The organism is Streptomyces sp. NPDC059906 (genome assembly GCF_042730645.1).
GTDB lineage: Bacteria > Actinomycetota > Actinomycetes > Streptomycetales > Streptomycetaceae > Streptomyces > Streptomyces rubrogriseus.
This window is the reverse complement of record NZ_JBHWKU010000007.1, coordinates 166,460-182,621: the sequence shown is the minus strand read 5'-3', so window position 1 is coordinate 182,621 and position 16,162 is coordinate 166,460. Positions and strand designations below refer to the sequence as shown.

At 74.8% G+C, this 16,162-nt stretch carries 12 protein-coding genes; 9 read left to right on the top strand and 3 right to left on the bottom strand.

The features are described from left to right. Nucleotides 1-150 precede the first annotated feature (150 nt). On the bottom strand, nt 151-645 hold the full coding sequence (locus tag ACFV9J_RS14265) for a DUF5919 domain-containing protein (RefSeq protein WP_385353897.1): 495 nt from the start codon (nt 643-645) through the stop codon (nt 151-153). A 450-nt stretch (nt 646-1,095) separates the two neighbouring features. Here ACFV9J_RS14265 and ACFV9J_RS14260 point away from each other — a divergent pair, with 450 nt between their 5' ends. Then, complete coding sequence (locus ACFV9J_RS14260) at nt 1,096-1,476, top strand: DUF6415 family natural product biosynthesis protein (protein WP_385353895.1); 381 nt, start codon at nt 1,096-1,098, stop codon at nt 1,474-1,476. A 154-nt stretch (nt 1,477-1,630) separates the two neighbouring features. Next, on the top strand, nt 1,631-2,089 hold the full coding sequence (locus ACFV9J_RS14255) for a glycine-rich domain-containing protein (protein WP_385354101.1): 459 nt from the start codon (nt 1,631-1,633) through the stop codon (nt 2,087-2,089). A gap of 381 nt (nt 2,090-2,470) precedes the next feature. On the opposite strand, the gene ACFV9J_RS14250 is transcribed toward ACFV9J_RS14255, so the two are convergent. Further along, a complete protein-coding gene (locus tag ACFV9J_RS14250) occupies nt 2,471-3,202 on the bottom strand; it encodes a pentapeptide repeat-containing protein (RefSeq protein WP_385353893.1) in 732 nt (243 codons plus the stop codon). A 164-nt stretch (nt 3,203-3,366) separates the two neighbouring features. Here ACFV9J_RS14250 and ACFV9J_RS14245 point away from each other — a divergent pair, with 164 nt between their 5' ends. From ACFV9J_RS14245 to ACFV9J_RS14230, 4 genes are all read left to right on the top strand, one after another. Then, on the top strand, nt 3,367-4,527 hold the full coding sequence (locus ACFV9J_RS14245) for an NAD(P)-binding protein (RefSeq protein ID WP_385353891.1): 1,161 nt from the start codon (nt 3,367-3,369) through the stop codon (nt 4,525-4,527). A gap of 54 nt (nt 4,528-4,581) precedes the next feature. Then, on the top strand, nt 4,582-5,562 hold the full coding sequence (locus ACFV9J_RS14240) for a zinc-binding dehydrogenase (RefSeq protein WP_385353889.1): 981 nt from the start codon (nt 4,582-4,584) through the stop codon (nt 5,560-5,562). Nucleotides 5,563-5,641: 79 nt separating this feature from the next. After that, a complete protein-coding gene (locus ACFV9J_RS14235; protein ID WP_385353887.1) occupies nt 5,642-7,153 on the top strand; it encodes an MFS transporter in 1,512 nt (503 codons plus the stop codon). Between the two features lie 120 nt (nt 7,154-7,273). Continuing rightward, a complete protein-coding gene (locus ACFV9J_RS14230) occupies nt 7,274-8,155 on the top strand; it encodes an aminoglycoside phosphotransferase family protein (RefSeq protein WP_385353885.1) in 882 nt (293 codons plus the stop codon). 25 nt (nt 8,156-8,180) lie between these two features. Here the strand turns inward: ACFV9J_RS14230 and ACFV9J_RS14225 are convergent, their stop codons facing one another. Next, complete coding sequence (locus ACFV9J_RS14225; RefSeq protein WP_385353883.1) at nt 8,181-12,119, bottom strand: AAA family ATPase; 3,939 nt, start codon at nt 12,117-12,119, stop codon at nt 8,181-8,183. A gap of 309 nt (nt 12,120-12,428) precedes the next feature. Between ACFV9J_RS14225 and ACFV9J_RS14220 the strand changes: the two genes are divergently transcribed. The 3 genes from ACFV9J_RS14220 to ACFV9J_RS14210 all read left to right on the top strand — a co-directional run bounded on the left by ACFV9J_RS14220 (nt 12,429) and on the right by ACFV9J_RS14210 (nt 16,145). Next, the gene (locus tag ACFV9J_RS14220; RefSeq protein WP_385353881.1) at nt 12,429-13,148 is read left to right on the top strand and encodes a LuxR C-terminal-related transcriptional regulator; all 720 of its coding nucleotides are present in this window, start codon (nt 12,429-12,431) and stop codon (nt 13,146-13,148) included. 193 nt (nt 13,149-13,341) lie between these two features. Further along, on the top strand, nt 13,342-14,019 hold the full coding sequence (locus ACFV9J_RS14215) for a DUF4255 domain-containing protein (RefSeq protein WP_385353879.1): 678 nt from the start codon (nt 13,342-13,344) through the stop codon (nt 14,017-14,019). A 5-nt stretch (nt 14,020-14,024) separates the two neighbouring features. Beyond that, entirely contained in the window at nt 14,025-16,145 is a 2,121-nt protein-coding gene (locus ACFV9J_RS14210; protein WP_385353877.1) for an ATP-binding protein, read from the top strand. The last annotated feature ends 17 nt before the right edge of the window (nt 16,146-16,162 follow it).

Genomic DNA, 16,162 nt, shown 5'->3' with positions numbered 1-16,162 from the left:
GCCGAAAGCACCGAAGTTCAGCCCGAAGTCGGCAAGGAACCGAATCAACGCCTCGCGCATCCCGTCCGGGCAGGCGACCGCAGCCCCGCTCTCCTTCGGGAGGGCGGGGCCGCTTTCGTGCGTCCAGGGGTTTCCGTGAGAGCGAGACCCCTACGCCTGATTGGGGACGACGGCGCTGGGAACCGGCATACCTCGGCCCCACAGCTCTTCGGCGTGCTCGGAGAACCGGTCGAACAGTCCGCCCTGCCCTCGGCGCCGCACGTGCATCAGCGGGGAGTCGTGGCCGACGACGCGCGCCAGATGCGGGGTGATCAGCGCCTGGTCGTCGAAGCGGAAGACGGACAGGCTCACGTGGTTCACTGCATCCTCGGCCGCCGAGTAGCGCACCTCGATCTCCGGAACGTCAGCCAGCTTGGCCAGCTCTTCCAAGGACATGTGGATGCGGGTGGACACCGTGAGCGCCACGCCCTCGATGGCTTCCCGCTGCCTGGTGACGTCGCCGTCGGGGTCGCCGAGCAGGAACCGCACCCGGCACCCAGCCGCCGCCTTCTGCCGCAGCGTCGCCGCGATCGCCGGTACCTGGGTCCACAGGAAGTAGTTGGTGTACCCGGCGAAGAGCAGCTCCTCGGACGCGTCAGCGATCATCCCTGCCCAGACTGTCGACGGGCAGGCAGATCGGTACGGGTAGGTCTGGACGACTTCGCGGTCCCCGCCCGTCTTCAGCCGGTCCCTGACGGCCTTGGGCCACAGCATGTCTGACTCAACTCCCAACGCCTGCGATGCGTCTTCCCTGTTCCGTGCGTGCGGGATCAGCTCGTCGTCGGCGATCCAGCGCTCCACCGTCTTCCCCGAGACACCGACGCGAAGCGCGAGCTGCCGCGGCGAAAGTCCGGCGGAATCCATAGCTGATCGTAAGGCCGTATTCAAGGCTCCCCCTGTGGACGTTTGGACGCTTTCGAAGCTAGCGCCCTTACGCCCCAACTGTCTGCCCGCCCGCGCCGGTTAGGGCCTGATGGGGCATCACCATGGGCTGGAAGACCCCGGCGACCGCGCGAACGGCCCCGGGGCGTGACCAACGCTGCAAGGAGCGTCGACATGGCAAACGCTGCAACCCCGGCCGCCACCGAAGCGGGGGGAGCCTCGGCCCCGCCGGACATCGCCACGGTCCGCGATACGGCGCGCCGGCTGCTCGCGGCTGACGCCGAGTCGTTCGAGGCCGCGGAGGTCGCGGAGATGACCGCTCGGCTGCGCGAGGACATCGCCGGGCTGATCCCCGCGGTGGAGGCCCTCACCCGAGCACTGCCCAAGGACGACGTTCCCCGGGCGTGCGCACTGGCGTGCATCGGAGAGGCCCGCATGCGGCTCCGCCTCGGCGACGGCGACACCGACCGGGTGCGCCTGTCCGTCGCCGTCCGTATGGCCCGCACCGCGAACGCCCTCGCCGACCACCACCAGGCCCTGGGTCGCGCGTCGTAGGCCGCCCACAGACTCCCGCCCAGGCCGGGCAGACCCGGCAAGGTGCCCCGACCCGGGCGGGCCATCCCCATCCGCAACCAGCGAAGGAGATCCCGTGACCCTACCTCCAGGCCCGACCCCGCCGCCCGCCCTGGCGCTGCCCGCCCTCGTGCGCATGCTCATCACCGACCAGCAGTTCGCCAGCGTCCGCGGCACCGTCATGGACGCCAACCCGGACATGGCCAAGGAGATGGCCGGCCGGATCGTCGACGAGGGCCTCAAGTTCGTCGCGGCCTGCGCGACCAACCCGGGCGTGGGCCTGGCCCCGTCGCGGATCGTCGACGAGGGCTGGCACGCCCTGATCCTGCACACCCATATGTACGCCAGCCTGTGCGAGCGGCTCGGCGGCGCGGGCACGTTCGTACACCACTCCCCGGGCTACGACCCCACCAGCTACGACCCGCCGATCCTGGACCGGACCCGCGAGACCATCGCGGCGCTCGGCTGGGAGGCGGACCCGGAGCTGTGGGGGCCGCCGACGGACGAGACCCTCGTCTCGGTGGCGGCGAAGTGCCAGCACGCCCCGGAGTGCACCATCATCATCACGCCCAAGCCGAAGCCCGGGGCGGCGTAGCCTGCCCGTGAAGGGAGGCACCGTGTCCGAATGGATCGACCCACGCTACGCGGAACTGGTGGCAGCGTGGAGACGTTCGCAGCAGCCCGCCACGCGTGACCCGAAGGAGCAGCGGCCTGTCCGGGGATTCGTGTCCCCGCCCAAGCCCTGACCGCTCACCGCGGCCCCGGATCGACGTCCCCCGTCGTCGGTCCGGGAGCCGCGGGGTTGCGTGAGCGGAGGTCCCCGAGAGGGCTGGACTCCCCGGAGCGAGCCGGAGGAGTCGTGATGGGGTGGCCGGTCTCGTGGAGTTCGCCAAGCTCCACGGGTGACCTGCGCCCACGATCACCCTTGAGTAACCGGTCCTCGCCAAAGTACTGGCGGGGACCGGGGGCCGGGGCTCTACTCCTCCCCCAGCACCCGCACCCCCAGCTCCGCCGCCAGCACCGGGGCGAGGTCGAGGAGTTGGGTGGGGCTGATCACCGCGCCCGAGAGGCGGTCCACGCCTCGGGACAGGTCCAGTGGGGCGGCGCCGCGCAGGTCGACGTCGGTGAGGGTGGCCGCGCTGAGGTCCGCCTGCTTCAGGGCGCAGTCCACGAACTCGACCCGCTCCAGGCGGGCGCCCCCGAAGTCCGGCTCGACCAGGACGCAGCTCTCGAAGACGACGTCCTTGAGGCGGGCCCGGCGCAGGTTGAGATAGTCGATCTTGCCGCCGCGGATCAGGACCCGCTCCAGTACGGCGCCGTGCAGCTGGGTGCCGCCGAGGCGGGCGTCGAGCAGCTCCACGTCGCGCAGGGTCGCCTCCGCGAGGTTCGTGCCGACGCCCCGGACGCCGGTGAGGCGGGTGTCGAGCAGCCGGGCGGCGCGCAGTGAGGCCTCGTCCAGCGCGCAGCCGGTCAGCGCGCAGTCCATGAAGCGGGCGCCCGCGCCGTCCTGGCCGGTCAGGTCCGTCTCCCGGAAGTCCAGCGCGTCGTAGTCCCCGTCCGGCTCCAGGCCGCCGTCGTCCTCGTACGGCGTGAGCGGCGGCAGGCGCAGCTCCGGGCGTCTCGCCGCTCGGAGCGTCGTCGTGCCGCGCCCGCCCGCCGTTCCCGCCGTGCCCGTCGTGCCCGTCGTGCGTGCCGTTCTCCTCGCCATGCGAACATGCTGCACCCCGCCACTGACATCCCTCCGCGACCTGCGGAAATCTTCCTTCCTCCGGCCGGATGTCACATCCGGCACCCCCTCGGACGTCGTACGGGCAGACAGGCGCCGTGCCAGGCGACCCGACCGCGACCCCGAACCGAGGGAGAACCCGAGCCATGCATCGCATCACCGTCATCGGCGGCGGCTTCGCCGGACTGACCGCGGCCATCACCGCCGCCGAGGCGGGCGCCAAGGTCACCGTCCACGAGGCCCACCACACGCTCGGCGGACGGGCCCGGACGGCCGACGGCCCCTACCGGACCAATGACGGCCCGCACGCCCTCTACAACGGCGGCCCGCACTGGGCCTGGCTGCGCCGGCGCGACCTGATCGGTCCGCTCGCCCCCATCCCGCCGCTGGAGGCGGCCCGGCTGCGGCTGCGGCACAAGGGGGCGCTGCGCCGCACCCCGCCGTTCGCCATGCTGAAACTGCTGCGCCGGGGGGTGGGGCCGGCGCCGGTCGACGTCGACTTCCTGACCTGGGCGACCGGGATCGCGGGTGAGGAGGGGGCCCGGGCCGCCGCCCACTACTGCGCGGTCGCCCTCTTCCACCACGATCCGGGGTCGCTGTCCGCCGCCTTCGTGCAGGAGCGGCTGCGCCGGGCCGCCAAGCTGCCGCCCGAGGCGCACTACCCGCGCGGCGGCTGGGGCGGGGTGGTGGACCGGATGGCCGCCCTGGCCTGGAACCTCGGGGTGCGGATGGAGACGCTGTCCCGCGTGGACACGCTGCCCACCGACGCCCCCGTCATCGTCGCCACGTCCCTCGACGCGGCCCGCCGGCTGCTGGACGACCCCGCGCTGACCTGGCCGAGCGGCCGCACCACCCTGGTCGACCTGGCCGTACGGACCCGGCGCGGCGACGCCTTCGCCGTCTCCGACCTGGACGCGCCGGGGTGGATCGAGCGGTTCACGGCGCAGGACCGCACGCTCGCGCCGGCGGGCGAGCAGCTGATCCAGGGGCAGATCCCCATCGCGCCCGACGAGTCGAAGGCGGACGGCACCGCACGCGCCGAGCACCTGCTCGACCTGGGCTTCCCCGGCTGGCGCGAGCGGCTGACCTGGCGGCGCGAGGCGGTCGCGAACGGCCGTACCGGCGCCGTCGACCTGCCCGGCACCACCTGGCGCGACCGGCCGGCCGTCGACCGCGGCGACGGCGTCTACCTCGCCGGTGACCAGGTCGCCTCGCCCGGTCTGCTCTCCGAGGTCTCCTTCAACAGCGCCCTGACGGCGGTCTCCCTCGCCCTCGGGCGGCGCGAACTTGACCTCAAGCGTGCTTGAGGTCGTTGAGTGGGGCCGGTAACCGCTCCACTCCTCAAACCTGGGGGTCTCGCCATGCACGCCATCCGACTGCACTCCTTCGGCCCGGCCGGGAATCTCGTCCTGGACGAGGTCGAGGACCCGGCGCCCGGCCCCGGCCAGGTCCGCATCGCCGTCCGCGCGGCGGGCGTCCACCTCCTGGACACCGCCCTGCGCGAGGGCGTCAAGGGGCCCTCGCCCACGCTTCCGGAGCTGCCCACCATCCCCGGCCGCGAGGTCGCCGGCCTCGTCGACGCCCTCGGGCAGGGCGCGCCGGAGAGCTGGCTGGGCAGGCGCGTCGTCGCCCACCTCGGCTTCGCCCCGGGGGGCTACGCCGCACTCGCCGTCACGGACCTCGCCCGCGTCCACGAGATCCCCGCGAACCTGGACTTCGCCGAGGCCGTCGCCATGATCGGCACGGGGCGTACGGCGATGGGCATCCTGCAGTTCGCCGACCTCGGACCCGGCTCGGTGGCCGTGGTCCCGGCTGCCGCGGGCGGCATCGGCACGCTGCTGGTGCAGTACGCGAAGAACGCCGGCGCCACCGTGGTCGGCCTCGCGGGCGGCCCGGACAAGACCGCGCTCGTCGCCGCGAACGGCGCCGATCTCGCCGTCGACTACCTGGACCCCCAGTGGCCGGCGAAGGTCCGCGCCCATCTGGGCGGCAGGGAGGCCACCGTCGTCTTCGACGGCGTCGGCGGGGACGTCGCCCGCGAGGCGGTCGCCCTGCTCGGTCCCGGCGGCCGCCACCTGGTCTTCGGCTGGTCGGGCAAGGGCCTGCACGACGGCGCCCCGTACTTCGTCGACGGCGTCTCCCAGCAGGTGCTCGGCCCGGTCATGATGGAACGGGCCGGCGGCGCCAACCCCGTACGCACCCTCGAACTGCGCGCCCTCGCCGAGGCCGCCGAGGGCCGGCTCGTCCCGGCCGTGCGGCGCTTCCCGCTCGCCGACGCCGCCGCCGCGCACCGCGCCCTGGAGAACCGGGGAACCACCGGGAAGGTGGTCCTCGAACCATGACCGGCGGCCTGCGCGGCGATCCGCCCGGCGGCTCGGGCAACAGGATGCGACACCTCCCGAATCGTGGTCTTCTGGCGAAATGAGTGGCTCCCGGACAGGTCGGACAGGTGGGCCCGCCGCGCCCGCGGAGGCCGACCCCCGCCGCTGGTGGGGGCTGGTGGTGATCGCCCTGGCCCAGTTGATGGTCGTCCTCGACGCGACGATCGTGAACATCGCGCTGCCCTCGGCCCAGCGCGATCTGGGCATGTCCGACGCCAACCGCCAGTGGGTGATCACCGCCTACACCCTCGCCTTCGGCGGCCTGCTGCTGCTCGGCGGGCGGGTCGCGGACCTGGTGGGGCGCAAACGCACCTTCGTCATCGGGCTGATCGGCTTCGCCGCCGCCTCCGCGATCGGCGGCGCCGCCACCACCTCGGCGATGCTCTTCGGCGCCCGCGCCCTCCAGGGCGTCTTCGCCGCCGTCCTCGCGCCGTCCGCGCTGTCCCTGCTGACGACGACGTTCACCGACCCGAAGGAACGCGGCAAGGCCTTCGGCATCTACGGCGCGCTGGCCGGCAGCGGCTCCGCGATCGGCTTCATCGTCGGCGGCGTGCTCACCGAGTACCTGAACTGGCGCTGGTGCCTGTACGTCAACATCCCCATCGCCGTCATCGCCGTGATCGGCGCGTTCGCCCTGCTGCACGACCGGCCCGGGCACGCCGACGCCCGGCTCGACGTGCCCGGCGTGGTCCTCGGCTGCGGCGGTCTCGTCGCCCTCGTCTACGGCTTCAGCGAGGCCCAGCCCCGCGGCTGGACCGACCCGCTGGTGCTGGCCCTGTTCGGCCTGGCCGTGGTCCTCCTGGCCGCCTTCGTGTGGTGGCAGACCCGGGCGCCGACGCCCCTGCTGCCGCTGCACGTCATCCGGGAACGCAACCGCGCGGGCTGCTTCCTGACGATGATGCTGGCGGTCATCGGCATGTTCGGGCTGTTCCTGTTCATGACCTACTACCTCCAGGAGATCCTGGGGTACTCCCCCGTGAAGACCGGCCTGGCGTTCCTGCCGCTGACCGCCGCGATCGTCGTGGGCTCCACCCAGATCTCGGCCCGGCTGCTGCCGCACGTGGGCCCGCGCATGCTGATGGTCCCCGGCATGCTCCTCGCCTCCGGCGGCATGGTGATCCTCACGCGGATGACCGTGCACTCGGAGTACGTCTCCGAGATCCTCCCGGCGCTGCTCCTGATGGGCCTCGGCATGGGTCTGACCTTCATGCCGGTGTTCTCCACGGCCACCGCCGGGGTCGCCCCGAAGGACTCCGGCGTGACCTCGGCGACGGTCAACACCTCGCAGCAGGTGGGCGGCTCGATCGGCACGGCGCTGCTCAACACCATCGCGACCAGCACGAGCGCGTCGTGGATCGCGTCGCATCTGCGGGACCCGTCCCAGCGGGAGCTGATCGTGCGGGAGGGGATCGTGCACGGGTACACGGTCGCCATCTGGGTGGCGGCCGGGGTGATGCTGCTGGCGGGGGTGGTGGCGGGGGTGATGGTGACGGCGAAGGCGCCCAAGCACGGGGTGCCGGCGGATCGGGCGGTGCGGGAGCCGGTGGGCTGAGGGCGGGGTGGGGTGCGCGGCCCGGCGCTGCGGGGTGCCGCTGCGCCCACCCGTGCCGCCCTGCGGCACGACTGCCCGCAGCTGGGTAGACGACTGCCCGCAGCTGGGTAGCCTCTGGGGGTGATTGTCGTACCTGAAGGGCTCGTTGCCGCGCAGGCCAAATACAACGGGGCGGCCGGGCGGGCCTTCGTCGAGGGGCTGCCCGCGCTGGCGGCCGGGTTCCTGGAGCGGTGGGAGCTGCGGCTCGACGGGCCGTCGATGCACGGGTGGGCGGCGCTGGTCCTGCCGGTGGTGCGCCGCGACGGCACCGGGGCCGTGCTGAAGCTCCAGATCCGCGACGCCGAGTCCGAGGGCGAGCCGATCGCCCTACAGGTGTGGGACGGGGACGGCGCGGTGCGGCTGCTCGACCACGACCCTGCGACCGGGACGATGCTCCTGGAGCGCCTGGACGCCGGCCGGATGCTCAGCCACGTCGCGGACTCCCGCGAGGCCGTCCTGGTCATCGCCCGGCTGCTGGCCCACCTCACCGCGGCCCCCGCACCGCCCGGCATGCGCCGTCTCGGCGACATCGCGCGGGGCATGCTGGAGCGCACGCCCAAAACCCTGGAGCGCATCCCCGACCCGGCCGACCGGCGGCTGGTCGCCGACTGCGCCGCCGCCGTGCGGGAGGTCGCCGACGAGCCGGGAGACCGGCTGCTGCACTGGGACCTGCACTACGAGAACGTCCTCGCCGCGGACCGCGCCCCCTGGATCGCCATCGACCCCAAGCCGCTGGCCGGCGACCCGGGGTTCGACCTGCTGCCCGCCCTGGACAACCGCTACGACCCGGGCGAGACCCGGTGGCGTTTCGACGCCATGACCGACGTCCTCGGGCTCGACCGGGAGCGGGCCCGCGCCTGGTCGCTGGGCCGCGTGCTGCAGAACAGCCTGTGGAACGTCGAGGACGGCGACCCGCTGGAGACGGAGCAGCTGGAGATCGGGCGGCTGCTGCGCGACCTGTGAGGACCGCGCGGGTCACCGGCGTTCCTCAGCGCCGGCTGTCGGGGCGCGGCTCCCGTTCCCGGCGTCCGCCGCGCTCCAGGGCGGCCGGCAGCTCCGTCCTGCGCCGTATCCGCAGCTTGCGGTAGGTACTGGTCAGGTGGGTCTCCACGGTCCGCCGGGCGAGGTGCAGCAGGTCGGCGATCTCGGTGTTGGTGCGGCCGTCGGCGGCCAGTTCGGCGATCCGGCGCTCACTGCCGGTCAGTGCGTCGGCGCCGGTGCGGGACGCCACCGGGCCGCGGGCGCCGCCCTCGCGCAGGGCCTGCCCGGCCAGGGTGAGCCAGCGCAGGGCGCCCTTGCCTTCGGCCAGTTCCGCCGCCTCGCGCAGCCGGGCCCGGGCGCGTCCGCGCTCGCCCGCGCCGAGCAGCTGGCGGCCCTGGGCCAGCAGCGCGGGGATCAGCTCCATGTCGGTGTCGGCGGGCGCGTCCCGCAGGGTCCGTACGGCCTCCTCGGCCAGTTCCAGGCCGCGGCGCCCGCCGGTCGCGGTGCCCAGCACGCGCAGGGCGCGGCCCACGGTGCGCGGGGTGTTCCACACCCGGGCCAGCCGCAGTTCCTCCGTCGCCAGGGCCAGTGCCTCCGGGCCGCCGCCCAGCGCCAGCCGGCATTCGGCGACGGCGGTCCGCCACGGGGTGACGACCGGGCTGATCACCTCCCGGGCCGCCTGGCGGCGCCCGCACTCCAGGAAGTCGTGCAGGGCGCCCGCCGGGTCGCCGGTGGCGGCGCGCAGGACGCCCCGCGCGTACAGGTAGCGGTTCAGCTCCCAGTTCTCCGGCACCTCGCGCAGGTCGAAGCGGTCGGCGTAGTGCAGGGCCTCGTCGGTGCGGCCGGTGTGCACCAGGGCCATCAGGGCGTGGGCGTCCCGGTTGGTGGGTCCGGGGCCGGGTCCGGGCCCGCGGTCGGCGGCGAGGGCGAGCAGCCGGGCGTGGTCGCCGCGGGAGGCAACGATGTCGGCGCGGGTGTTGAGCAGCGCGTGCTGCATCGGGTGCAGCAGGGCGGGGTGCTGTCCGGCCAGGCCGCGTTCCACGAGCCGTTCGGCCTCGTCGAGTTCGTCGGCCCACTGGGCGACCGCGGCGGCCGTGCCGAGGAGGAAGGGTTCGGCCAGCGGGTCGGTGGGCTGGGCGAGCAGGTCCCGCACCCGGACCATCGCCTCGTCGGCGGAGATCAGCGCGGCCGTCGCCGCGTACCGCACCAGCAGGGCCTGCCCCGCGGTGCCGACCAGTTCCGGGGAGTGCCGACCGGTCTCGGACAGCCACCGGTACACCTCCTGCCGGGTCGCCAGGTCCTCGTCGGACAGCAGCGCGGTGGCGGTCTGCACGGTGCGGGCCAGGCCCGGGTGGCCGGACAGCCGGCCCTCGGTGCGGCGCAGTACCTCCATCGCCGTACGGATCTCGCCGCGCCCTGCCAGGGCGGTGCCGAGGGCGACGGCGGTACGCACCCGGTTGCGCGGCTCGGCGGGCAGGTGCTGGGCCTCGGCGAGCCGGGCGATGGCGGCCGGGGTGTCGGCCGACGCGTACTCCAGGGAGCCCAGTTCGGTCAGCAGCCGCTGCCTGAGATCGTCGGACACCGGCTCGTCCAGCGCCCGGCGCAGATAGCCGACGGCGTCGGCGGGACGGGCGTCGTGCACGGCGACGGTCACGGCGTCGCGCAGGACGCGCAGCGCCCAGGACAGGCCGACGGCCGGGGTGCGCAGCAGGTGCCGGGCGACCGACTCGACACGGTCGCCGCGGCGCAGCATCGCCTCCGCCGCCGACCGGTGCACGGCCTCGCGGCGCGGCCGGGGCCAGCCGGTCAGTACGGCGTCGCGCAGCAACGGGTGCGCGTAGCGGGGGCGGCCGCGCTCGTCGGGGCGCAGCAGACCGAGCCGCGTCATGGCGGCGAGCCAGCCCTCGATCCGCGCGGGGTCGGCCCCGGCCGCCTCGGCGAGCACGTCGACCGGGTCCCCGGCCGACCCCTGCGCCGGGGGCGGGGGCGGGGTGCGCCACAGCGTCGTACGGTGCGGCGCGTGGGCGGGCGGTCCGGTGCGGCCGTAGGCGGCGCGGGGTGCGGACTCCGGTCGTCCGTCGTAAGGCTCGCCGTACGGCCGGTGGAACGGGTACGGTGCCCCGCCGACGGGTCCGGCGAGTTCGTCGGGGTGCGGATACGGGCCGTGCTCCGGGAGCCCCGCGCCGGGGCCGGGGCCGCCGGGCAGCGGTGTCCGCGGATCCGCGCCGCCGCCGGGGTCCGCGCTCCACACGTCCCGGCAGCCCGGCGCGATGTCCCGAGGCCGACGCGTCCGCGCCGTGGGCGTCTCATGAGTGTGCCGACGCACGACACCGAACACCGAGCCCGGCCGGTACGCACCGTCCGACGGCGGGGTCTGCGGGTACGTGCCGTCCGACAGCGGGGTCTGCGGGTACCCGGCACCCGACAGCGGGGTCTGCGGGTACGCGCCGTCCGACAGCGGGGCCTGCGGGTACCCGGCACCCGACGCAGACGCCTGCCGGTCCACGGCACCGAACGGCGAAGCCTGCCGGTCCGCGCCGTCCGACGGCGACGCCTGCCCGTACGCGGTGCCCGGCGGCGACGCCTGCCCGTACGCGGCACCCGACGCAGACGCCTGCCGGTCCGCGGCACCGAACGGCGAAGCCTGCCGGTCCGCGCCGGCCGACGGCGAAGCCTGCCCGTACGCGCTGTCCGACAGCGGGGCCTGCGGGTACGCGCCGTCCGACGGCGGTACCTGCCCGTACGCGGCACCCGACGCAGACGCCTGCCGGTCCGCGCCGGCCGGCGGCGATGCCTGACCGTACGCGCCGTCCGACGGCGGTGCCTGCCCGTACGCGGCACCCGACGCAGACGCCTGCGGGTACGCGGCATCCGACGGCGACGCCTCCCAGTACACGCCGTTCAGCGGCGACGCCTGCCGGCCCGCGGCATCCGACGGCGACGCCAGCCGGTCCGCGCCGGCCGGCGGCGATGCCTGACCGTACGCGCCGGTCAACGGCGACGCCTCCCGGTACACGCCGTCCGACGGCGGGGACTGCCGGTACGCGGCGCCCGGCGGGGACGGCTGTGGGTGTGGGAGGGCATGCCGGAGGGCGGCCCGGTGGTCCGGCGGGCCGGTGGGCCAGGCCTGTTCCAGGGCCGCCAGGCAGCGCGCCACGTCGGCCGTCGCCGGGCCCGCGCTGTTCAGCCACCAGGAGACGGCCGCCGGGTAGGACCCGGGGTACAGCGCGGCGCAGCTGTCCGGCACGGGCGGGACGCCGTCGGGGTGCGGGGTGCCGCCGAGGTCGTCCAGCAGGGCGTGCAGGAGCAGCGGGCTGCCCGCACCGGCCCGTACGCACTCCTCGGTCCAGCGGGCGGACGCGTCCGGGAAGGCGTCGCGGACCAGCCCGGCCGCCGCCGAGTCGCTGAGCGGGGCGAGGGTGTGGGTGCGCACCAGGGACGGCGACAGCGCCTGGGTGAGTCCGGCGGGCCGCGGGTCGACGTCGTACTGGCTGCGCTCGGTGGCGACCAGCAGTACCGGTAATCGGTCGACGTGCCGGGCCGCCTCCGTCAGCCAGCGGCGCGAGGAGTCGTCGGCGAGGTGGACGTCGTCGACGGCCACCAGCACCGGTCCCTCGGCCGCGTAGGAGCGCAGCAGCCGCCACAGCCGGGCCGCGCTGCCCCGGTCGTCGCCGCCGGGCGCCATGTCCGTGAACTCCGGTACCGGCCCGAGGAGGTGGAGGACCATGGCGAAGGGCACCGAGGTGTCCTCGGGCGAGCAGCGCACGCGCAGCACCCGCAGGCCGCGGTCCTCGGCGTGCCGGGCGGCGGTCTCCAGTACGGCGGTGCGTCCGGTGCCGCTGGCGCCGCGCAGCAGGACGAGGCGGCCGGTGCCGGCCCGGGCGCGCTCGATCTCGGCGGACAACAGCGCATGGGCGTCGTCGCGTTCACGGAGCGGTCCGGTCATCGGTGCCTCCTGTGGTGGATGGTGCTCCCCCGGTGTGTGAGACGAACGACTGCGGTGAACGGTGGTGCGAAGTGGCGCGGGTCACGGTGGGCCGTGGCCGCCTCCACGGGCCCCCGCGACCTCGCGGGGCCCCTCTGACCTGCCGGGACGCCCGCGCGACGGCCGTTCGCGGGGGTCGGCGCGCTGGTCTCGTGGTGTGCCTCGTGGTGCTCCACGATTGCGAAGTCCCAGCAGTCCCATAAGTGTGGAACTCGCACATCCGCTACCGGCCTGTGCCGGAGTGCGGGCACGTGAACAGGGGGGAAACGGTTGCTCAACTCACCCCGGAACACCACCACATCCATCACATCCGCCACATCCACGACGTCCACGACGTCCACGCACGGGCCGGGCAAAGCGGTCGGCGTCACCGACCGGCGGGTCCCGGTGGCGGTGTCCGCTCCGGACCCGATCAGCCGTGAGGGCGCGGTCAGCCAGTTGCGCCGGCACCCGGAGATCGACCTGCGCGAGGAGTCGGGGCCCGGCACGGTGGCCCTGCTCATCGAGGACGCGCTCGACGACGCGGCGCTCACCCGGCTGCGCCGGATCGTGCGCAGCGAGGGCGCGCGCGCCGTGCTGGTGACCGGTGCGATCCGCGAGAGCGAACTGCTCGACGTCGTCGAGTGCGGCGTCGGCGCCATCGTCTGGCGGCACGAGGCCACCGCCCACCGGCTGGTGCAGGCCGTACTGGCCGCCTCGCGCGGCGACGGCGACCTGCCGGCCGACCTGCTGGGCCGGCTCATCAGCCAGGTGGGCACGCTGCACCGAGGCGCGGCGGGTCGCCCCGGCGCCCCCTCGCTGGGCCTCGCACCCCGAGAGGTGGACGTCCTGCGGCTGGTCGCCGAGGGTCTCGACACCGGAGAGATCGCCGGCAAGTTGTCCTACTCCGAACGCACCGTCAAGAACGTGATGCACGGACTCACCACGCGGCTCCATCTGCGCAACCGCGCCCACGCCGTGGCCTATGCCCTTCGGGAAGGCTACATCTGACCGAACGGGCAATCGAGAGCGGGCCCGTCGGTCCGCGCGGGCACGGCATCCTGCCCGTCCGTCGTCCCCGGGGCGCGTGCGGGCGGGACGGGCCGGAGGAACGATCGGTGAGAGCATCGGTGACCGGCACCGGTGACCGGCGGCAGCGGGCGGGCCGCGCGGACTCGAGTGCGGGCAGAGCGGGAGCGCTAGCGTGATCCACGAGGTGGACGAGGTCCTCAAAGCCCTCCTCAAGGGCGGGGCGTTGACGGACTCGGGCATCGACGTGGCCTTCGAGGCACCCACCCGTGACTGGGCGGCCCGGCGCAACGCGCCCGTGGTCAACGCCTACTTGTACGACATCCGCGAGGACGTGGGCCGTCGGCACCGCGGCCAGGTGGCGGTGCGCGACCAGGACGACATCGTCGTCAAGCGCCGCCAGCCGCCCCGCTGGTTCCGGCTGTCGTACCTGGTGACCGCCTGGACGAAGACCCCGCAGGACGAACACCGGCTGCTGTCCGCCGTACTGGCGACCCTGCTGCCCCGCGAGCAGCTTCCCCCCCACGAGCTCCCCGGCGCGCTCGGCGCGATGAATCTCCCGGTGCCGATGACGGTGGCCGGTGTCCAGACCGAGTCCCGTTCCCTCGCCGAGATCTGGTCCGCCCTGGGCGGCGAGCTGAAGCCGTCCCTCGACCTGGTGGTGACCGCGCCCTTCCCGGCCTACCCCGAGTACGACGCCGGGCCCCCGGTCACCGAGGGCGCGACGGTCCGGATCGGCGGCGTCGAGGGCGACCCGCCGATGTCCGAGGGCCGCTCGCACCGGCCGCACCAGGTGGTGGCGGCCCGCGCGGCCCGCAAGGCCGTGACGGACGGCCGCACGAAACGACAGTGACGACAGTGACGACCGCCGACACCCGCACTCCCGCCCCCGCCCCCGCTCCCGCCCCCGCCTCGACCACCGGCACACCGGCCGCCGCCCCGCCCGGCGATTCCGGCCGGGCGCTGCTCGCCCGGCTCGAAGTCCTGCGGGAGCGGGTGGCCGCGCTGGTCGAGCACCGCACCGCCGACGACCCCACGGCCGACGATCCGCTGCGCGGCCTGTACCTGCCCGACGAGGCCGTCCACCACCTGCTGCGCACCTGGCCGTCCGCCGACGCCGAGCCCGCAGCCGCGGCCGTGGGCGAGGGCGTGGCCGCGGGCGTGGGCGAGGGCGTGCCCGTGGCGCCCGTCCCCGCCGGCACTCCGGCCGGCCTCGGGGACCGGCTGGCCCGGCTGGCCGAGCAGGCAGGGCTGACCGAGCTGGACAAGGCCGCCCTGCTCGTCGCCCTCGCCCCCGACGTCGACCGTACGTTCGAGCCGCTCTACGGCTACCTCAACAACGACGTGAGCCGCCGCCGCGCCACCGTGGGCCTCGCCCTCGACCTGTGCGGGGTGCCCGCGCACGTGGCCACGGCCCGGTCCCGCTTCCACGCCTCGGCCCCGCTGCGCGCCCTGGGTCTGCTGGAGGTCGAGGAACCCGAGCGCCCCTTCCTGACCCGTTCGCTGCGCGTCCCGGACCGGCTCGTCGGCCACCTCCTCGGCGACGACACCCCGGACGCCGCGCTCCTCGGCCTGCTGCTTCCGATGCCGGGCCCGCTGCCCGCCGCGGGCGGCGACGCCGACGTGTTCGTCCGGCGCCTGGCCGCCCGGCTGCAGGACGGCCCGCTCACCGCCTATCTGCGCGAACCGCGCGAGGGCGACGGCCTGGCCGCCCTCGCCACCGTCCTGGACGCCGCGGGCGCCGACGCGCTGCGCTGCACCGAGCCCGAGGACCACGTACCCGAACTGCTGCGCGAGGCCCGCCTCGGCGGCCGGGCGATCGTGGTGTCGGGCCTGCCCGAGAAGCCGGGCCCGTTGGTGCGGGCGCTGACCGCCGCGACCGGCGTGACCGTACTCATGACCGACCCGCGCCCCTACGACCCCCACTGGGCCCCGGCCGACCCGCTCGTCCTGGACGCCCCGGGCCGCCGGGCCGGTGGCGTGACCGTCTGGCGGGCCGCGCTGGGAGCCGACGCCGACGGGTTCGACCTGGCCACGGCCGTCGCCCCGTACCGGCTCGGCGGCGACCGCATCCAGCGGGCCGCGCACACCGCCCAGGCCCTCGCCGCCTTCGACGGCACCCCGGTCGGCGCCGAGCACGTCCGGCTCGCCGCCCGGCGTCAGTCGGCCTCCGGGCTGGAGAGCCACGCCCGCCGGATCCGGCCGGACGTGGACTGGCAGGACCTGGTGCTGCCCCACAAACCCCTGGTGCAGCTCCGCGAGCTGGCCCTGCGCGCCCGCCACCGCGACCGGGTCCTGGGCGACTGGCGGCTCAGCGCGGGCGGTGGCCGGGGCCGGGGCGTCCTCGGCCTGTTCGCGGGCGAGTCCGGCACCGGCAAGACGCTGTCGGCCGAGGTGGTCGCCGCCGACCTGGGCCTCGACCTGTACGTGGTCCAGTTGTCGTCGGTCGTCGACAAGTACGTCGGCGAGACCGAGAAGAACCTGGAGCGGATCTTCACGGAGGCCGACCGCACGGACGCCGTACTCCTCTTCGACGAGGCCGACGCCGTCTTCGGCAAGCGCTCCGAGGTCAAGGACGCCCACGACAAGTACGCCAACATGGAGAGCGCCTACCTGCTCCAGCGGCTGGAGTCCTTCGACGGCATCGCCCTGCTCACCACCAACCTGCGGGCCAACATCGACGAGGCGTTCACCCGGCGCCTGGACCTGGTCGTCGACTTCCCGTTCCCGGACGTCGAGCAGCGCCTGGCGCTGTGGCGGCACAGCCTGTCGCGGGTCCCGTCCTCCGACGGCATCGACCCGGGGGTGCTGGCACGGGACTTCGAGCTGGCCGGCGGTTCGATCCGCAGCGCGGTCGTCACGGCCGCGTACCTCGCCGCCGGACGCGACGACATGGTGACGGCGGACGACCTCCTGGAGGGCGCCCGCCGCGAGTACCGCAAGGCCGGGAGGCTGGTACCGGGGGAAGGCGGCTGGTGACGGCCGCCGGGTCCCCT